16 protein-coding genes are annotated in these 14,936 nt (G+C 68.1%); 14 read left to right on the forward strand and 2 right to left on the reverse strand.

Annotated elements, in window-relative coordinates:
- Positions 1-3: 3 nt before the first annotated feature.
- From HMPREF9336_RS08685 to HMPREF9336_RS08730, 10 genes are all read left to right on the forward strand, one after another.
- Positions 4-1,719, forward strand: coding sequence for an MFS transporter (locus HMPREF9336_RS08685; protein WP_007470970.1), 1,716 nt, complete (start codon positions 4-6; stop codon positions 1,717-1,719).
- A 106-nt stretch (positions 1,720-1,825) separates the two neighbouring features.
- Positions 1,826-3,322 carry a flavin-containing monooxygenase gene (locus HMPREF9336_RS08690; RefSeq protein WP_007470972.1) on the forward strand — a complete coding sequence of 499 codons (1,497 nt, stop codon included), beginning with the start codon at positions 1,826-1,828 and terminating at the stop codon, positions 3,320-3,322.
- A gap of 10 nt (positions 3,323-3,332) precedes the next feature.
- Positions 3,333-5,153, forward strand: coding sequence for a proline--tRNA ligase (locus tag HMPREF9336_RS08695; RefSeq protein WP_007470975.1), 1,821 nt, complete (start codon positions 3,333-3,335; stop codon positions 5,151-5,153).
- Between the two features lie 9 nt (positions 5,154-5,162).
- Positions 5,163-5,861, forward strand: a complete 699-nt coding sequence (locus HMPREF9336_RS08700; RefSeq protein WP_007470977.1) for an O-methyltransferase — start codon at positions 5,163-5,165, stop codon at positions 5,859-5,861.
- Positions 5,862-5,911: 50 nt separating this feature from the next.
- On the forward strand, positions 5,912-6,238 hold the full coding sequence (locus HMPREF9336_RS08705; protein WP_007470978.1) for a hypothetical protein: 327 nt from the start codon (positions 5,912-5,914) through the stop codon (positions 6,236-6,238).
- Positions 6,235-6,630 carry a DUF4190 domain-containing protein gene (locus tag HMPREF9336_RS17485; protein WP_007470980.1) on the forward strand — a complete coding sequence of 132 codons (396 nt, stop codon included), beginning with the start codon at positions 6,235-6,237 and terminating at the stop codon, positions 6,628-6,630. Before HMPREF9336_RS08705 ends, HMPREF9336_RS17485 begins: the two co-directional genes overlap by 4 nt.
- 94 nt (positions 6,631-6,724) lie before the next feature.
- Positions 6,725-7,270, forward strand: coding sequence for a hypothetical protein (locus HMPREF9336_RS17490; protein ID WP_007470982.1), 546 nt, complete (start codon positions 6,725-6,727; stop codon positions 7,268-7,270).
- 166 nt (positions 7,271-7,436) lie between these two features.
- Positions 7,437-7,913, forward strand: a complete 477-nt coding sequence (locus tag HMPREF9336_RS08720) for a DUF2752 domain-containing protein (protein WP_021030373.1) — start codon at positions 7,437-7,439, stop codon at positions 7,911-7,913.
- Between the two features lie 130 nt (positions 7,914-8,043).
- A complete protein-coding gene (locus HMPREF9336_RS08725; RefSeq protein ID WP_007470986.1) occupies positions 8,044-8,475 on the forward strand; it encodes a CD225/dispanin family protein in 432 nt (143 codons plus the stop codon).
- Positions 8,476-8,621: 146 nt separating this feature from the next.
- Positions 8,622-9,035, forward strand: a complete 414-nt coding sequence (locus HMPREF9336_RS08730; RefSeq protein ID WP_007470988.1) for a CD225/dispanin family protein — start codon at positions 8,622-8,624, stop codon at positions 9,033-9,035.
- Here the strand turns inward: HMPREF9336_RS08730 and HMPREF9336_RS08735 are convergent.
- Together HMPREF9336_RS08735 and HMPREF9336_RS08740 are read right to left on the reverse strand one after the other, a co-directional pair.
- Positions 9,032-9,478, reverse strand: coding sequence for a ferritin-like domain-containing protein (locus tag HMPREF9336_RS08735; RefSeq protein WP_007470991.1), 447 nt, complete (start codon positions 9,476-9,478; stop codon positions 9,032-9,034). The genes HMPREF9336_RS08730 and HMPREF9336_RS08735 overlap by 4 nt on opposite strands.
- A gap of 13 nt (positions 9,479-9,491) precedes the next feature.
- A complete protein-coding gene (locus HMPREF9336_RS08740) occupies positions 9,492-9,998 on the reverse strand; it encodes a hypothetical protein (protein WP_021030374.1) in 507 nt (168 codons plus the stop codon).
- Between the two features lie 149 nt (positions 9,999-10,147).
- Between HMPREF9336_RS08740 and nusA the strand changes: the two genes are divergently transcribed.
- The 4 genes from nusA to HMPREF9336_RS08760 all read left to right on the forward strand — a co-directional run bounded on the left by nusA (position 10,148) and on the right by HMPREF9336_RS08760 (position 14,936).
- Entirely contained in the window at positions 10,148-11,176 is a 1,029-nt protein-coding gene (gene nusA / locus HMPREF9336_RS08745; protein ID WP_007470994.1) for a transcription termination factor NusA, read from the forward strand.
- A gap of 49 nt (positions 11,177-11,225) precedes the next feature.
- Entirely contained in the window at positions 11,226-11,558 is a 333-nt protein-coding gene (locus tag HMPREF9336_RS17495) for a YlxR family protein (RefSeq protein WP_021030375.1), read from the forward strand.
- A gap of 146 nt (positions 11,559-11,704) precedes the next feature.
- The gene (gene infB / locus HMPREF9336_RS08755; protein ID WP_040584719.1) at positions 11,705-14,497 is read left to right on the forward strand and encodes a translation initiation factor IF-2; all 2,793 of its coding nucleotides are present in this window, start codon (positions 11,705-11,707) and stop codon (positions 14,495-14,497) included.
- Positions 14,490-14,936, forward strand: a complete 447-nt coding sequence (locus HMPREF9336_RS08760; RefSeq protein WP_007471000.1) for a ribosome-binding factor A — start codon at positions 14,490-14,492, stop codon at positions 14,934-14,936. The genes infB and HMPREF9336_RS08760 overlap by 8 nt, the downstream gene beginning before the upstream one ends.

Below are 14,936 nucleotides of genomic sequence, written 5' to 3' on the forward strand. Positions count from 1 at the left end.
TCGATGCCCATGGCCCGCATCACAGAAGAAGCCGAGCAGGCGCCGAAGCCTGCTGACGAGCTTTCCAGCCTGCTCGAACCACAGGAACAAGCGCCCGCGCCCGCGCGGCTCGAAAGCGCCGGGGCAAAGCCCTCGCAGAGCCTCGTGCAGCTCGGGGTCGCCTTCGTGAAAGACCGGTGGAACGAGTTCCTGCACGGACGCCACGACCACGCGCAGCGTTCCAGCGCGTTCGGCCTCGCGATCCTGGCGCTCGGCGGGATGCAGTTCATGGCGACGCTCGACGGCACCGTCGCGAACATCGCCCTGTACCGGATCAGCGACGCGCTGCACCTCTCCGGGCCGGGCCGCTCCTGGGTGATCACGTCCTACGTGCTCGCCTTCGGCGGCCTCATGCTGCTCGGCGGGCGGATCGGCGATCTGATCGGGCGCAAGCGGGCGTTCCTGATCGGCGTCGGCGTGTTCACCCTCGGCTCGTTGCTCTGCTCGTTGTCTTGGAACGAGATCTCGCTTTTGGCGTTCCGGGCGTTCCAAGGCTCGGGGGCGGCCATCGCAGCCCCGACCGGGCTCGCGATCGTCGCGAGCCTTTACACCCCGGGCAGCGCCCGGAACGTGGCCGTGGCCATCTACGGCGGCATGCTCGGCATCGGCTCGATCGCCGGGCTCATCTTCGGCGGGGCGCTCACCGAGCTTGGCCGGTTCATCGGCGAGCACATCGGGATCTCCGGCCTGGACTGGCAGCTGATCTTCGCGGTGAACGTCCCGATCGGGGTCGGCATCCTCGTCCTGACGGCGCTGACCATCCCCAACATCCCGCCGCACAGCACGAAACTCGACGTGCCGGGCGCGCTCTCCTCGGTGGGCGCGGTGCTCTCATTCGTCTTCGGCTTCACCCAGGGGCCGATCTGGGGCTGGACGAGCCCGTTCGTGGTCGGCCCGCTGATCCTCGGCGTGGCGCTCCTCGCCGCGTTCGTCGCGATCGAGCTGCGCTCGTCCAACCCCCTGGTGCCGCTGCGCCTGTTCGCGACCAAGGACAAGATCGCGACGTTCACGACGATCATCCTGTCGGGCGCGATCCTGATGTGCCTGACCATCTACGTGGTGCTCTTCTTCCAGGACGTGCTGCATTACTCGCCGCTGAAGACCGGCCTCTCGTTCATCCCCTTCGCCATCGCGCTCGGGATCGGCAGCCAGGTCGCGGTGCTGCTGCTCAAGAAGATCGCGCCGCGCTGGACCGCAGGGGTGGGCCTGGCGTTCGTGCTGGCAGGTTTCCTCTACGGCTCCACGCTCACGCCTTCGGCCCAGTACCTGCACAATCTGCTCGCGCCGATCCTGCTGATCGGCTTCGGCATCGGCGTCGTGCTCGTGCCGCTGCCGCTCTGCGTCTTGGTCGGAGTCCCCGATTCGGAGCTTGGTCCGGTCGCGGCTATCGCGCTGGTCGCCCAGGAGCTCGGCGGGCCGGTCGGCCTCTCGCTCATGGGCGCGATGCTCTTCTCCACGAAGCTGGAAGTCGGTCGGAGCAACTCGGACGGGATGACCGCCGAACAGCTCGCGCAGCTCTCGTCCGGCTACACCTTCGGCCTGTTGATCCTCGCCGGGGCGGCGTTGGTGGCCGGAGCGTCCGGGCTCTTCATCGGGTACACCTCGGCGCAGATCGCCGAAGCTCAAGAGGCGAAAGCAGCCGCAGACTCTGGCGCGGGATCCGAGCCCGAACCCGTCTGACGGACGGCGCTGGGGCCAGACTCCGACGCGATCTGCGCACAACGTTGTTATAGCGATGCGCTATCCTCAAGTGAGAGAGAGCACACCAGATTCTTGAGGAGCGGAAATGACGTTGGCGGTCAACGGAACGGCGCGAGGGCGTGGCGGTCTGCGCAAGCCTTCGGTGGTGGTCATCGGGGCGGGCATGTCCGGAGTCGCCATGGGAGTCAAGCTCAAAGAGGCCGGGATTGACGATTTCGTCATCCTGGAGAAGGGCCAGAGCATCGGCGGGACCTGGCGGGAGAACACCTATCCGGGCTTGACGTGCGACGTGCCCTCGCACTGGTACCAATACACCTTCGCGAAGAACCCTGAATGGTCGCACCTGTTCCCGACCCAGCCGGAGATCGAGCGGTATTTGGACGAGACCGCGGACCGGTTCGGCGTGACCCCGCGCATCCGGTTCGGCGAGGCGGTCACCGGCGCGGTCTTCGCGGACGGCAGGTGGGAGGTCACCACGGCCAAAGGCGTCTACTCCGCAGACTTCCTGGTCTCCGCCTCCGGCGTGCTGCACCATCCGAAGATCGCCCCGATCCCAGGGCTCGACTCCTTCGGGGGCGCCCTCTTCCATTCGGCGCAGTGGGATCATTCCGTGCCGTTGGAAGGCAAACGGGTCGGCGTGGTCGGCACCGGGTCCACCGGGGTCCAAATCGTCTCGGCGCTGTCGAAGCGGAATGTCGATGTGACGCTCTTCCAGCGCACCGCCCAGTGGGTCGCCCCGCTCCCGAACCCGCCGACCGGCCCGGCCCTTCGGTGGGCGCTGCGGACCTTCCCCGTCCTCAACGAGGTCTTCTACCGGGCGATCCGGGTGGGCTTCGGCGGCCTGTTCCAAGCGACGCTGCATCCGGAAGGCCTGCGGTACAAGCTGGTCGACGCGTTTTGCAAGTTGCACCTGCGCACCGTGCGGGACAAAGCGCTGCGCGCGAAACTCACCCCGCCGGACAAGCCGATGTGCAAGCGGACAATCGTGCATCCGACCTTCTACCAGGCGGTGCAGCGCCCGAACGTGCACGTGGTGACCGACAGCATCGACCGCATCGTCGAAGGCGGGATCCTCACCAAAGACGGCCAACTGCACGAGCTCGACGTGATCGTCATGGCCACCGGCTTCGACTTCCACGCCTTCGTGCGCCCCGCCGAGATCGTCGGCGAGGGCGGGCAGAGCCTCGACGAAGCCTGGGCCGATACCGGACCGAGGGCGTATCGGACGGTGGCGGTGCCGGGGTTCCCGAATTTCTTCTTCATCATGGGCCCGCACAGCCCGGTCGGGAACTTCTCCCTGGTCGGGATCGCAGAGGCGCAGGCCAACTACATCATGCGGTGGATCGACCGTTGGCGCACGGGCCAGTTCGACTCGGCCCAGCCGAGGAAGGACGTCACCGAGGCGTACAACGCCGAGATCAAAGAAGCGGTGAAGGGGACGATCTGGGTCAGCGGCTGCAACAGCTGGTACCTGGGGAAGGACGGCGTGCCCGAGTTGTGGCCCTGGTCCCCGTGGGCGCATGAGCGGATGCTCGCGAAGCTCGCCGAAGACGAATTCGTGCTTACCAAGGCCGCCCCGTAAGATTCCCGGAATGGTCACCAGACTTTCTGAACTGTTTCTGCGCACATTGCGGGAAGACCCCGCCGACGCGGAGGTCCCCAACCACAAGCTTCTCGTGCGGGGCGGCTACTTCCGGCGGGTCTCGCCCGGCGTGTTCGCCTGGCTGCCGCTCGGCCTGAAGGCGCTGCGGCAAATCGAGAACGTGGTCCGCGAGGAGATGGACGGCATCGGGGGCCAAGAGATCCTGCTGCCTGCGCTCGCGCCGCGCCAGCCGTACGAGACCTCGAACCGGTGGACGGAGTACGGGGACAACCTCTTCCGGCTCAAGGACCGCAAAGGAGGCGACTACTTGCTCGCCCCCACCCACGAGGAGCTGTTCGCGCTCCTCGTGAAGGGGGAGTACACCTCGTACAAGGATCTGCCGGTCATCCTCTACCAGATCCAGACGAAGTACCGGGACGAGGAGCGCCCGCGCGCGGGCATCCTGCGCGGGCGGGAGTTCGTCATGAAGGACTCGTACTCCTTCGACGTGGACGAGGCGGGCAACAAGGCGGCCTACCACGCGCACCGCGAGGCCTACCAGCGGATCTTCGACCGGCTCGGAATCTCCTACGTGATCGTCGCCGCGACCTCGGGCGCGATGGGCGGCTCGGCCAGCGAGGAGTTCCTCGCGGAGAGCGCCATCGGCGAGGACACCTACGTGCGCTGCCTCGAGTCCGGCTACGCCGCGAACGTCGAGGCCGTGACGACCCCTGTCGCGGAGCCGGTCGACTTCTCCGGAGCCCCCGAGGCGCAGACGTACGACACCGGCGACACCCCGACCATCGCGACGCTCGTGGACTGGGCGAACGGGGCGCTCGGCCGCGAGGTCACCGCTGCGGACACGCTCAAGAACGTCCTCCTCAAGGTCCGCCAGCCGCAAAAGGGCGGGAAACAGGGGGAGTGGGAGCTGCTCGCGGTCGGCGTGCCAGGCGACCGCGAGGTCGACTTCAAACGCCTCGAAGCCCAGTTGGAGCCCGCCGAAGTGGAGCTTTTGACCGACGAGGACTTCGCCGCGAACCCGTTCCTCGTGCGCGGGTACATCGGTCCGGGGGCGATCCGGGCCAACGGGGTGCGGTATCTGCTCGACCCAAGGGTCGGGATCGGGACGAGCTGGATCACCGGCGCGGACGAGAAGGGCAAGCACGTCGTCGGCCTCGTCCACGGGCGGGACTTCACCGCAGACGGGACCATCGAGGCCGCCGAGGTGCGCGAGGGCGACCCGTCGCCGGACGGGGCGGGCAAGCTCGTCGCGGCGCGGGGCATCGAGATCGGGCACGTTTTCGCGCTCGGCACCAAGTACACCGACGCGTTCTCGGTCGACGTCCTCGGCGAGAACGGCAAGCCCGCCAGGCTCATCATGGGCTCCTATGGGATCGGGGTCTCCCGCCTCGTCGGCGTCATCGCCGAGCAGTGGCACGATGAGAAGGGGCTGCGCTGGCCACCCCAGGTCGCGCCGTTCCAAGTCCATGTGCTCTCCACCGGGAAGGGCTCTGCCGAGGCGGAGGCCGCCGAGCAGTACGCGGCCGAGCTGGAAGCGCACGGGCTGCGCGTCCTTCTGGACGACCGCAAAGCGTCCCCAGGGGTGAAGTTCGCCGACGCGGAGCTGCTCGGCGCCCCGGTCATCGTCGTGGTCGGACGCGACTGGGCCAGCGAGGGCAAAGTGGAGCTGAAAGAGCGCTTCGCCGGGGAATCCGGCTCGGTCGATGCGGACGTGGTCGTCCCCTCGGCCGTGGCGGCGCTGGCAAGGGCCGAGGAGTTCGTCGCCAACGGCTCCGGGCAGCGGGCGGGCAAGGCGGACGCGGGCGAGTAGGCTTGGCCCATGCCACGCGCTTTTCACCCAGATCCAGCATGGGTCGCCGTCGACGACTGGTTGGCGCAGACGTTGTTCTCCTCGGAGGAGGAGGACACCAGCTCGATCTTCGACCGGAACAAGGCAGGCGGCTTGCCGCCGATCGACGTCGCGCCGACCGCGGGGAAGTTCCTGCACCTTCTGGCCAAGATCTCCGGAGCGCGCCGCGTCCTGGAGGTCGGCACGCTCGGCGGGTACAGCTCCACCTGGTTCGCCAGGGCGCTGCCGCCCGGCGGCAAGGTCGTCACGTTGGAGATCGACCCCCACCACGCCGAGGTGGCGCGGGAGAACCACGTCTTGGCCGGGGTCTCAGGCCTCGTGGAGGTCGTGGTCGGCCCGGCCATCGACTCGCTGCTCGCGTTCAAGGCGGAGGGCGTGGAGCCGTTCGACTTGATCTTCATCGACGCCGACAAGCGCAATAACGCGAATTACGTGCGCCTGGCCCTCGACCTCGCCCGGAAAGGGACGGTGATCGTCGTGGACAACGTGGTGCGCGGCGGGGCGATCATCGACCCGAACGCGTTGGACCCCGAGCACGGCGACGAGGACGTCCGGGGCACCCGAGAGGTGCTGGAGCTGCTGGGATCGCACCCAAGGCTCGACGCCACGGCCCTGCAGCTCGTTTCTTCGAAGGGGTGGGATGGTGTCGCCGTCGCGGTTGTGCAATAGTGGTCGCAGCCGGTGAGGCGCCGGGGGACGACTGAAGAGGAGTTTGCGACATGACCTACCCGACGGAACCGAATCCTTACGGAAACGCGGGCCAGCCCGGTTTCTCCGGACAGCCTGGTTTCCAGGGGCAGCCGCCGGTGGAGCAGAAGAACACGCTCGGCCTTCTCGCGGTGATTTTCGCGGGGTTGTTCAACATCTGCGGGATCGGCCTGATCCTCGGCATCGTCGCGGTCGTGACCGCCAAAGACAACGCGAAGCAGAAGAAATTCGGCTGGATCGCCATCGGCGTCGCGGTAGCGTGGGGCCTCTTCTTCGCGATCTTGAGCCTGAGCGGAGTGCTCGACTTCAGCGGAAGCGTGAGCACGACGGCGCCATGACATATCCGGACAGCACGCCCGAGGGACAGCACTCGTTCCCCGGCGCTGGTCAGCCAGCGCCGGGGTTCCCCCCGGCAGGGGGCCCGCCGCCGGGGCCGTACCCTCCGTACTACCAGCCCGCGCAGACAGAGTCGAGCGGCCTTGCGGTCGCCGCGCTGGTCTTGGGGATTTTGTCGTTCGTCAGCTGCTATTGCTTCACAGGGATTCCCGCGATCATCTGCGGCAGGATGTATCTGAACAAGAATCTGCCGGAGAATCGGACGTTGGCCCAAGTCGGGTTCTGGCTGGGCGTCGTGGCGACCGTCCTCAGCGTGCTTGTCATCCTGGGCTACGGGGCGCTGATCGCCTTCGGCCTCTCCGGAGGGTTCGACGAGCTGCCCGATCAGCACTGAGCCCCTCTCAGGACTGATGGGATACCGCAGGGTCGCCTGTGAGAGAGTGAAAGAAGCCGGTGACGCGCCGGGGGACTGACGAGGAGCATGGGCGATGACGTATCCGCCGGGGCAGAATCCGTACGGCCAATCGCCGTACGGAGGACAGAATCCACACAGCGGCATGTCCCCGTACGGGGCGCAGAGTCCGTACGGGGGACAACCGCAGCTGAGCCCGTACGGCGCGCAGCCGACGTACGGCGGGGTTGGGTTCCCGGCTCCCGCGCCGACCGGAAGCCCTGGCCTCGCGATGGCCTCGATGATCTGCGGCATCGCCGTCTGGGTGTTGTGCTGCGGAAGTGTGCTGTTCCAGTGGGTGCTCGGGGCGAGCGCGGCCAGAACGGCCAGCACGGGCGACGGAAGCGCGGCGGCGGCCATGGTCGGCGGATCGAGCATTGTCGGGTTAGCGCTCTGGGCCGTCCAGGCTCTGCTGGCCCTCGCCGCCGTTATTTGCGGCGGGATCGCGCTCGGGAAGAAAATGCCAGGCAAGGGCTTTGCGATCACGGGGACGGTCCTTGGCGGCCTGTTCTTCCTCCTGTGCGTCGGCAGCGCGGTGGTTAGTGTTATCGCTGGCGTTGCGGTTATCAACTCTATCCACTGACCGGTTGGCGGGGGATGTGCGCCGGTATCGTGGACAGGGCGGAGACGAAGCAGGAGGACTGCGGCCAGGCGCTCGCGGTGTGACTGTTTTCGGCTTCGCCGTTGCCGGAGGCCCGGACGCAGTGTTCGGCGGCTTATCGGCTTCGAGCTAGTGAAGAGGAAACGATATGTGCGCGTATGCGGAGACTTCCGCTCGCCGGTCGACGTTGGCGAGGGCCGGGGCCGCCTGCACCGGGTTGTTCACCCGAGGCATGGCCGCGCCGATTGGCGTCGGGGCGCTCGGCCTCGCCGCGTGCGCGGGGATGTGGTTCGCCCATCCGGAGACCCCGGGCGGGCCGATCCCGCCGTGCCCGCTCCGGCAGCTTTTCGGCCTTGACTGTCCAGGATGCGGCGGCTCTCGGATGATGTGGTACCTCATGCACGGCGATGTTCCGCAGGCATTGCACTACAACGCTGTCGCTCTGCTGATCGTGGTGGCATTGGCCTACGCGTGGTTCGCGTGGTTCATGAACCGGTGGCGTGGGGCGAAGCTCCCCGTCTGGCACGACAAGATGTGGGCTGGGATGGCGCTCGCGTTCGCCGTGCCGGTCTGGTTCGTCATCCGCAACCTCCCCTTTGCGCCGTTCACGATGTTGCACGTGTGAGACAGCCCCTTGCGGCGTCTCGTACGCGATACGTTAATCTTCTCGAAGATCATCGTTCGATATGGGGTTGTGGGCACCATAACAAGACACCGTGCGACAGTACGGGCGAAAAGAAAGGCGGAGAGACGCAATGACGTATCCACCGAATCAACCATTCCCTGGCTCGGACCCGAACCAGCCGGGCAGCTCCCCGTACGCCGGGCCGCCGTCGGCTCCGGGCAGCTCTCCGTACGGGACGCCGCCTGTCGCCCCGTACGGAACGCCTCCCGGCGGGGCCCCGTACGGCCCGGGCGGCGCGGCGGGCGGCCCGCCGTCGAACAATATCGGCTGGGCCATTGCCGCGATCTTCCTCTGCTGGCCGTTCGCGATCCCCGCGTTCATCGCCTCCGGCAAGGTCGACAACCTGTGGCGGCAGGGCGACTTCGCCGGCGCGCAGCAAGCTTCGGCGGACGCGAAGAAGTGGGGCAGCATCGGCGTGTACGTCGGCATCGGGCTGACGGTGCTCGGCTGTCTGTGCGGGATCGGCTCTGTGATCCTCGGCGCGAGCGGCTCGAATATGTGAGCTGAGCGCGACTCGCACGAGTTGCGCTCGCCCAGCAAGCGACTGACTATCATCGAACCCGGCGCGGGAGCTCAGGCTCTCGCGCCGGGTTCGGTCTGTGAGGGGCCGGCGCCCTGCGGCGGCATTTTTCTTTTTTCGAGGAGCGCATGACCTACCCGGATCCTTACCAACAGTCGCCGTACGGACAGCAGCCGCCGTACGGACAGCCCGTTTATGGCCAGCAACCCGTCTACGGGCAGCAGCCGCCGTACCAGCAACCGGTTTACGGCCAGGTCGCTCCGATGCCGGACAAGCAGATCGGCTGGGTCGTCGCGGCGTTCCTGCTGTTTTGGCCGGTCGGCATCTTCGCGCTGCTGGAGTCGAACAAGGTTGAAGAACGTTGGCGGCGAGGGGATGTCGCCGGGGCGCGGCAAGCCTCGGAAAGCACGAAGAAGATCGGGCAGTGGACCCTGTACATCTCGCTCGGGCTGTACGTGGGCAGCTGCGTCATTGCTTGCGTGCTGCCGACGATTTTCGGGGTGGGCAGCGCTTGCGGGCTCGGCATTCTGGGCTCGAGCTAGCCCTCGCCGGGGAATGGCGCGGCGAGCGGGTTCTGGTCCAAGTTCTCCCGCCATTGCGCGGCGCGCACGGCGCAGTCGCCGAGCGCGCGCACGCCGTGCCCGCGCACTTCGGGAAGGGTGGCGCGCTCGACGAGCGCGCGCCAGGCCTGGGCGGTCTCCTGCTCGACGTGTTCCGCGAGGCGCGCGGCGGACGGCCCGTCCGTCACGGTGATCGGCACGGTGTAAGCGGGAGCCGCCGCCGGTGTTTTCGCGCCGGAGCGGGCGAGCAGCTCGGCGGCTCCGTCCCGGTGGGCGCGATGTTCGGTGACGATCTCCTCGGCGAGCCGGGTGGTGGCCGGGTGGCGCACGTACGCCTGCACCACGCCATAGGCGAACACGGCGGCGTGCTCTGCGGCGACGGCTTCGGCGAGCGCGGCGGCGTCTTGTTGCGGCAACCCGGTCATCGCTGCGCTCCTGTCATTGGTCCGCCTCGGCGAGGGTGACGGCGAGGAGCGCCCCGAGCGCGGCGGCAATCGAGGCCGCCAATCCGGCCTGGTACCCAGAGGAGTCGCGGGCGAGTTCGCCCGCGAGCCGACGGGATTCGGCGAGCGAGGCTTTGAACTGGTCGAGCGAGCCTGGAGGGGGCGGGTTCGCGGTGGAGACGACGGTCGGGGAAGGCGCGGTGGTCTTCGGCGGGGCGAGCCTGGCCAGCTGCGCGTCGAGCGCGTCGGCGTGCGCGCGTCGGACGTCGCCCGCCTCGCGCAACGCCCTGGCCTGGTCGGCGTCCCGGTCCGCGAGCAGCCCCGCCTGCTCCGCCTCGCGCCGCGCCCGGCCCGCTTGATCGCGCAGCGAGGCGAGCAGTTGTTCTGCTTTCGGATCGGGCCGCTGGTCCTCGGCGCATCCGGCGGCGGAGACGAGGAGCGCCGAGGCTCCGACGAGCAACGCCGCGCGTCGGCTCAGGGGGAGAGGTCGAACGGCAGTCACAGTCCACTATCCTGCCATGCGCCGCGTCAGGCGGGGCCGCGCCATCAGCTGCGCCCGGCAACAAAAGGCGCTACACTACCCAACAACGAGCAAGGCTCTGCGCGCGAGCGGTCTGAGCGAACAAGTCAACATGAGGAGCGGGACATCCGATGCACATTGATGTTCAAACGCTGCGCGCGATCGAGGCAGAGAAGGGCCTTTCGAGCGAGAAGATCATTGACGCCATAGCGTCAGCTCTGCTCACCGCCTACAAGCACACCGACGGACACCATGCCGACGCCAGGGTCGACATCGACCGCAAGCACGGCGCGGTCAAGGTGCTCGTTGCCGAGCGGGACGAGGACGGAAACATCCTCGGCGAATACGACGACACTCCCGCCGACTTCGGGCGGATCGCCACAATGACCGCGCGGCAGGTCATCCTCCAGCGGCTGCGCGACGCGGAAGGGGACCAGGGCTTCGCGGACCTCCCGGTCAAAGAGGGCGAAATCGTCGCGGGCGTGGTGCAGCGCGACGCGCGGGCGAACGAGCGCGGCCTGCAAATCGTCAAGCTCGGCTCGGAACTTAAGAGCTACGAGGGCGTTCTGCCGGTTGCGGAGCAGGTGCCTGGGGAGTCGCTCGTGCACGGCGACCGGGTCAAATGCTACGTCGTGAGCGTCAAGGCGGGCAGGCGCGGGCCGCAGATCACGCTTTCGCGGACGCATCCGAATCTGGTCCGCAAGCTGTTCGCCCTCGAGGTCCCGGAGATCGGCGAAGGGTCGGTGCAGATCGTGGCGGTGGCCAGAGAGGCGGGCCACCGGTCGAAGATCGCGGTGAAGTCCACGGTGCCGGGCCTGAACGCCAAGGGCGCCTGCATCGGGCAGAACGGGCAGCGGGTGCGCAACGTGATGAGCGAGCTGGCGGGCGAGAAAATCGACCTCATCGACTTCGACGAGGATCCGGCGACCTTCGTCGGCAACGCGCTCTCGCCCGCGCGGGCGCTCGCCACGCGCGTGCTCGATCCTGTCGCGAAAGCGGTCCGAGTGGTCGTGCCGGACTCCCAGCTCTCCCTCGCGATCGGCAAAGAGGGGCAGAACGCCCGTCTCGCGGCGCGGCTCACCGGGTGGCGGATCGACATCCGCAGCGAGCAGGACCCGGAAGTCGCCCGGAGGGCCGCCGCAGATCACAGCGCTCCGTAACCGCTTCGGCTGGCAAATCAACTTTCCAATCGGGCCGAAGAGGAGTAAGATGAATTCTCGGTTCTTCGACCGTCCCGGTCCGCCAGCGCCGCATGTGCCAACCCGCACGTGCGTCGGATGTCGGCAGCGGATGCCCGCCTCGGCTTTGCTGAGGACCACCATTCTGCGGCAGGAAGCCCTGCAGCAGGAGAACGCCCTGGTCCTCGTCTTGGACCTGAGCAGACGTTTGGGCGGGCGAGGAGCGTGGGTGTGCCCGAAGCCGACATGCGTGTCGGCGGCTGGGCGCAAAAACGCCTTCGCGAGAGCATTGCGCCACCCCGGCCCCGTCGATTGCTCGACAGTGCTGGACGAGGTCACTGCGCTCGCGGAGCAGACGAATTGATTGGGCCGGGTATGAAAGGCACCCAAGAAAAATGAGCACGTTGTGAAGCACCAACGATGAATACTGATCGGACATAGTTCGAGGTCGGCTACGCCTGCCAGCCATTGGCACGGGGGCGCTTGACCTCGATAGTGAGGAGAGCGCGAGTGGCAGGCAAGACTCGAGTGCACGAGTTGGCCAAAGAACTTGGAGTCAGCAGCAAGGACCTTCTTGCTCGGCTCAAAGACCAGGGGGAATTTGTTAAGTCGGCTTCGTCGACGATCGAGCCGCCGGTGGCGCGGCGATTGCGGGACCATTTCGCCGCATCTGCGGGCGCGTCCGCGAAGCCGACGCGCCATGTGAGCGACGATCAGGGCCAAAAGCCGCAGAGCGAGGGCCGTGCGCCCGCCGCGCAGTCGTCCGTCGTGCCAGGGCCTCGACCCGGCCCGCGTCCGGCGGCTCCAGCGCCGGCCCAGCCGCAGCAGCCCGTCCAGCCGCAGCCTCAGACGGCCGTTCCGCAGCCGGCCCAGCAAGCGCCGCCGCAGGACGGAGCCGCCGCGCCGCGTCCGCAGGCCCCGGCGCCGCGTCCGCCCCGGATCGGCAACAACCCGTTCTCTTCGTCCGCCCCCGCCCCTCCTGCGGCTGGCGCGCCCGCGCCGCACCCGGGCAGGGGACCCGCTCCTGGCCCTCGCCCCGGCGGAGCCCCTTCGCCGTCGTCCGTGCCAGGCGTTCCCCGTCCGATGGGGCCGAGGCCTGGGCCTTCCGGCTCGCGTCCGCCGGTTCCGGGTATGCCGAGGCCTGCTGCCCCCGGACCCCGGCCTGGCGGTCGCGGACCGGTTCCGAGTCCGGGCTCGATGCCGCCCCGCGGTCCCCGTCCCGGTCCGGGGCCTCGTCCTGGCGGCCCCGGTCGTCCTGGTGGTCCCGGCGGCGCTGCTGGAGCGGGAGCCCCCGGCCGTAGCGGCCCTGGTGGTCCCGGCGGCCCCGGTCGTCCTGGCGGTCCCGGCGGCCCTGGTGGTCCCGGCGGCAGAGGCCGAGGCGGCGGCACAGCTGGCGCGTTCGGACGCGCGGGCGGCCCGGTCAAGCGTGGTCGCAAGTCGAAGCGGCAAAAGCGCCAAGAGTACGACAGCATGCAAGCCCCGGTGGTCGGCGGCGTGCGGCTGCCGAGGGGCAATGGCGAGGTCATCCGCCTCGCCAGAGGCGCGTCGCTCTCGGACTTCGCGGAGAAGATCGACGCGAACCCCGCGTCCTTGGTGCAAGCGCTGTTCAACCTCGGCGAAATGGTCACCGCGACCCAGTCGGTCGGCGACGACACCTTGCAGCTGCTCGGCGACGAGCTGAACTTCAAGGTCCAGGTCGTCAGCCCTGAGGACGAGGACCGAGAGCTGCTCGACTCCTTCGACCTCACCTACGGCGACGACGACGATGAGGAGGAGGACCTCGTGGTCCGGCCCCCGGTCGTCACCGTCATGGGCCACGTCGACCACGGTAAGACCCGCCTTTTGGACACGATCCGCCAGGCGAACGTCCGCGAGGGCGAGCACGGCGGCATCACGCAGCACATCGGCGCCTACCAGGTGCCGACCACGCTGGACGGCGAAGAGCGGCTGATCACCTTCATCGACACCCCCGGCCACGAGGCGTTCACCGCCATGCGTGCCCGAGGCGCGAAGGTCACCGACATCGCGATCCTGGTCGTTGCGGCGGACGACGGCGTCATGCCCCAAACGGTCGAGGCGATCAACCACGCGAAGTCTGCCGACGTGCCCATCGTGGTGGCGGTCAACAAGATCGACAAAGAGGGGGCCGACCCGGCCAAGATCCGGGGCCAGCTCACCGAGTTCGGCCTGGTCGCGGAGGAATACGGCGGCGACACGATGTTCGTCGACATCTCCGCGCGCAACGGCACGAATATCGACCAGCTCCTCGAAGCGGTGCTGCTCACCGCCGACGCGTCGCTCGACCTGCGGGCCAACCCGGACCGCGAGGCGCAGGGCGTGTCCATCGAGGCGCACCTTGACCGAGGCCGAGGCCCGGTGGCGACGGTCTTGATCCAGCGCGGCACGCTGCGCGTCGGCGACTCCGTCGTCGCGGGCGACGCCTACGGCCGAGTCCGCAAGATGGTGGACGAGCACGGCGACGACGTGCCCGAGGCGCTGCCGTCGAGGCCGGTGCAGGTCATCGGCTTCACCTCGGTGCCGAGGGCCGGCGACAGCCTGCTCGTGGTCGAGGAGGACCGCATCGCCCGGCAGATCGCCGACCGGCGCGCGGCGCGGCGGCGCAACGAGCTCGCGGCGAAGGGCCGTCGACGGATCAGCCTCGAGGACCTGGATTCGGTGCTCAAGGAGACCAGCCAGCTCAACCTCATCCTCAAGGGCGACAACTCCGGCACGGTGGAAGCCCTGGAAGAGGCGCTCATCGGGATCGACGTTGGCGAAGAGGTGGAGCTCCGGGTCATCGACCGAGGCGTCGGCGGGGTCACCGAGACCAACGTGAACCTCGCTGCGGCCTCGAACGCGATCATCATCGGGTTCAACGTCCGGGCCGAGGGCAAGGCCACCGAGCTCGCGAACCGCGAAGGCGTGGAGATCCGGTACTACACCGTCATCTACCAGGCCATCGAGGAGATCACCAAGGCGCTCACCGGCATGCTCAAGCCGGTCTACGAGGAGGTCTCGCTCGGCACGGTCGAGATCAGGGCTTTGTTCAAGTCCTCGAAGGCGGGCCTCATCGCCGGATGTATGGTCACCTCGGGCGTGGTGCGGCGCAACGCCAAAGCCAGGCTCCTGCGGGATTCTGCCGTCATCGCCGAGAACCTCACAGTCACCTCGTTGCGTCGGGAGAAAGATGACGCGACCGAGGTCCGCGAGGGCTACGAGTGCGGTCTGACCTTGACCTATTCCGACTTCAAGGTCGGCGACGTGATCGAGACCTACGAGCTGCAGGAGAAGCCGCGTGGCTGATCCGGCCCGTGCTCGACGGCTCGCGAAGCGGGTCCGCACCTTGGTCGCGAGCGCAGTCGAGCTTGAGATCCCCGACCCCAGGCTGGAACTGGTCACCTTCACCGACGCGAAGATGACCGCCGACCTGCGGGAAGTGACCTTGTACTACACGGTCCGGGGCGCGAGCATCACCGACGAGCCGGACACCGCTGGCGCCGCTGAGGCTTTCGCCGAGGTGGCGGGCCAGCTGCGCGGGCTCGTCGGGGCAAGGCTCGGGGTGAAATTCACCCCGAGCCTGAAGTTCGAGCTGGACACGGTGCCGGACACCGTGGCGCAGATGGAAGAGCTGGTCAGAAAAGCGCGGGAAGCGGACGAGGCGGCTCGCAAGGTCGCCGCTGGCGCCCGCCCGGCCGGCGACGAGAACCCGTATCGCGAAGAAGCCCTCGACGAGGAGCACTAG

This window comes from Segniliparus rugosus ATCC BAA-974, assembly GCF_000185725.2.
Lineage (GTDB): Bacteria > Actinomycetota > Actinomycetes > Mycobacteriales > Mycobacteriaceae > Segniliparus > Segniliparus rugosus.

Excerpts from the sequence above, each read along its gene's own strand:
- HMPREF9336_RS08690 (WP_007470972.1), top strand. The coding sequence starts at position 1,826 with ATGACGTTGGCGGTCAACGGAACGGCGCGAGGGCGTGGCGGTCTGCGC.
- HMPREF9336_RS08705 (WP_007470978.1), top strand. The coding sequence starts at position 5,912 with ATGACCTACCCGACGGAACCGAATCCTTACGGAAACGCGGGCCAGCCC.
- HMPREF9336_RS08730 (WP_007470988.1), top strand. The coding sequence starts at position 8,622 with ATGACCTACCCGGATCCTTACCAACAGTCGCCGTACGGACAGCAGCCG.
- nusA (WP_007470994.1), top strand. The coding sequence starts at position 10,148 with ATGCACATTGATGTTCAAACGCTGCGCGCGATCGAGGCAGAGAAGGGC.
- HMPREF9336_RS08720 (WP_021030373.1), top strand. The coding sequence starts at position 7,437 with ATGTGCGCGTATGCGGAGACTTCCGCTCGCCGGTCGACGTTGGCGAGG.
- HMPREF9336_RS17485 (WP_007470980.1), top strand. The coding sequence starts at position 6,235 with ATGACATATCCGGACAGCACGCCCGAGGGACAGCACTCGTTCCCCGGC.
- HMPREF9336_RS08685 (WP_007470970.1), top strand. The coding sequence starts at position 4 with ATGCCCATGGCCCGCATCACAGAAGAAGCCGAGCAGGCGCCGAAGCCT.
- HMPREF9336_RS08735 (WP_007470991.1), bottom strand. The coding sequence starts at position 9,478 with ATGACCGGGTTGCCGCAACAAGACGCCGCCGCGCTCGCCGAAGCCGTC.
- HMPREF9336_RS08700 (WP_007470977.1), top strand. The coding sequence starts at position 5,163 with ATGCCACGCGCTTTTCACCCAGATCCAGCATGGGTCGCCGTCGACGAC.
- HMPREF9336_RS08695 (WP_007470975.1), top strand. The coding sequence starts at position 3,333 with ATGGTCACCAGACTTTCTGAACTGTTTCTGCGCACATTGCGGGAAGAC.
- HMPREF9336_RS17490 (WP_007470982.1), top strand. The coding sequence starts at position 6,725 with ATGACGTATCCGCCGGGGCAGAATCCGTACGGCCAATCGCCGTACGGA.
- HMPREF9336_RS08725 (WP_007470986.1), top strand. The coding sequence starts at position 8,044 with ATGACGTATCCACCGAATCAACCATTCCCTGGCTCGGACCCGAACCAG.
- HMPREF9336_RS17495 (WP_021030375.1), top strand. The coding sequence starts at position 11,226 with ATGAATTCTCGGTTCTTCGACCGTCCCGGTCCGCCAGCGCCGCATGTG.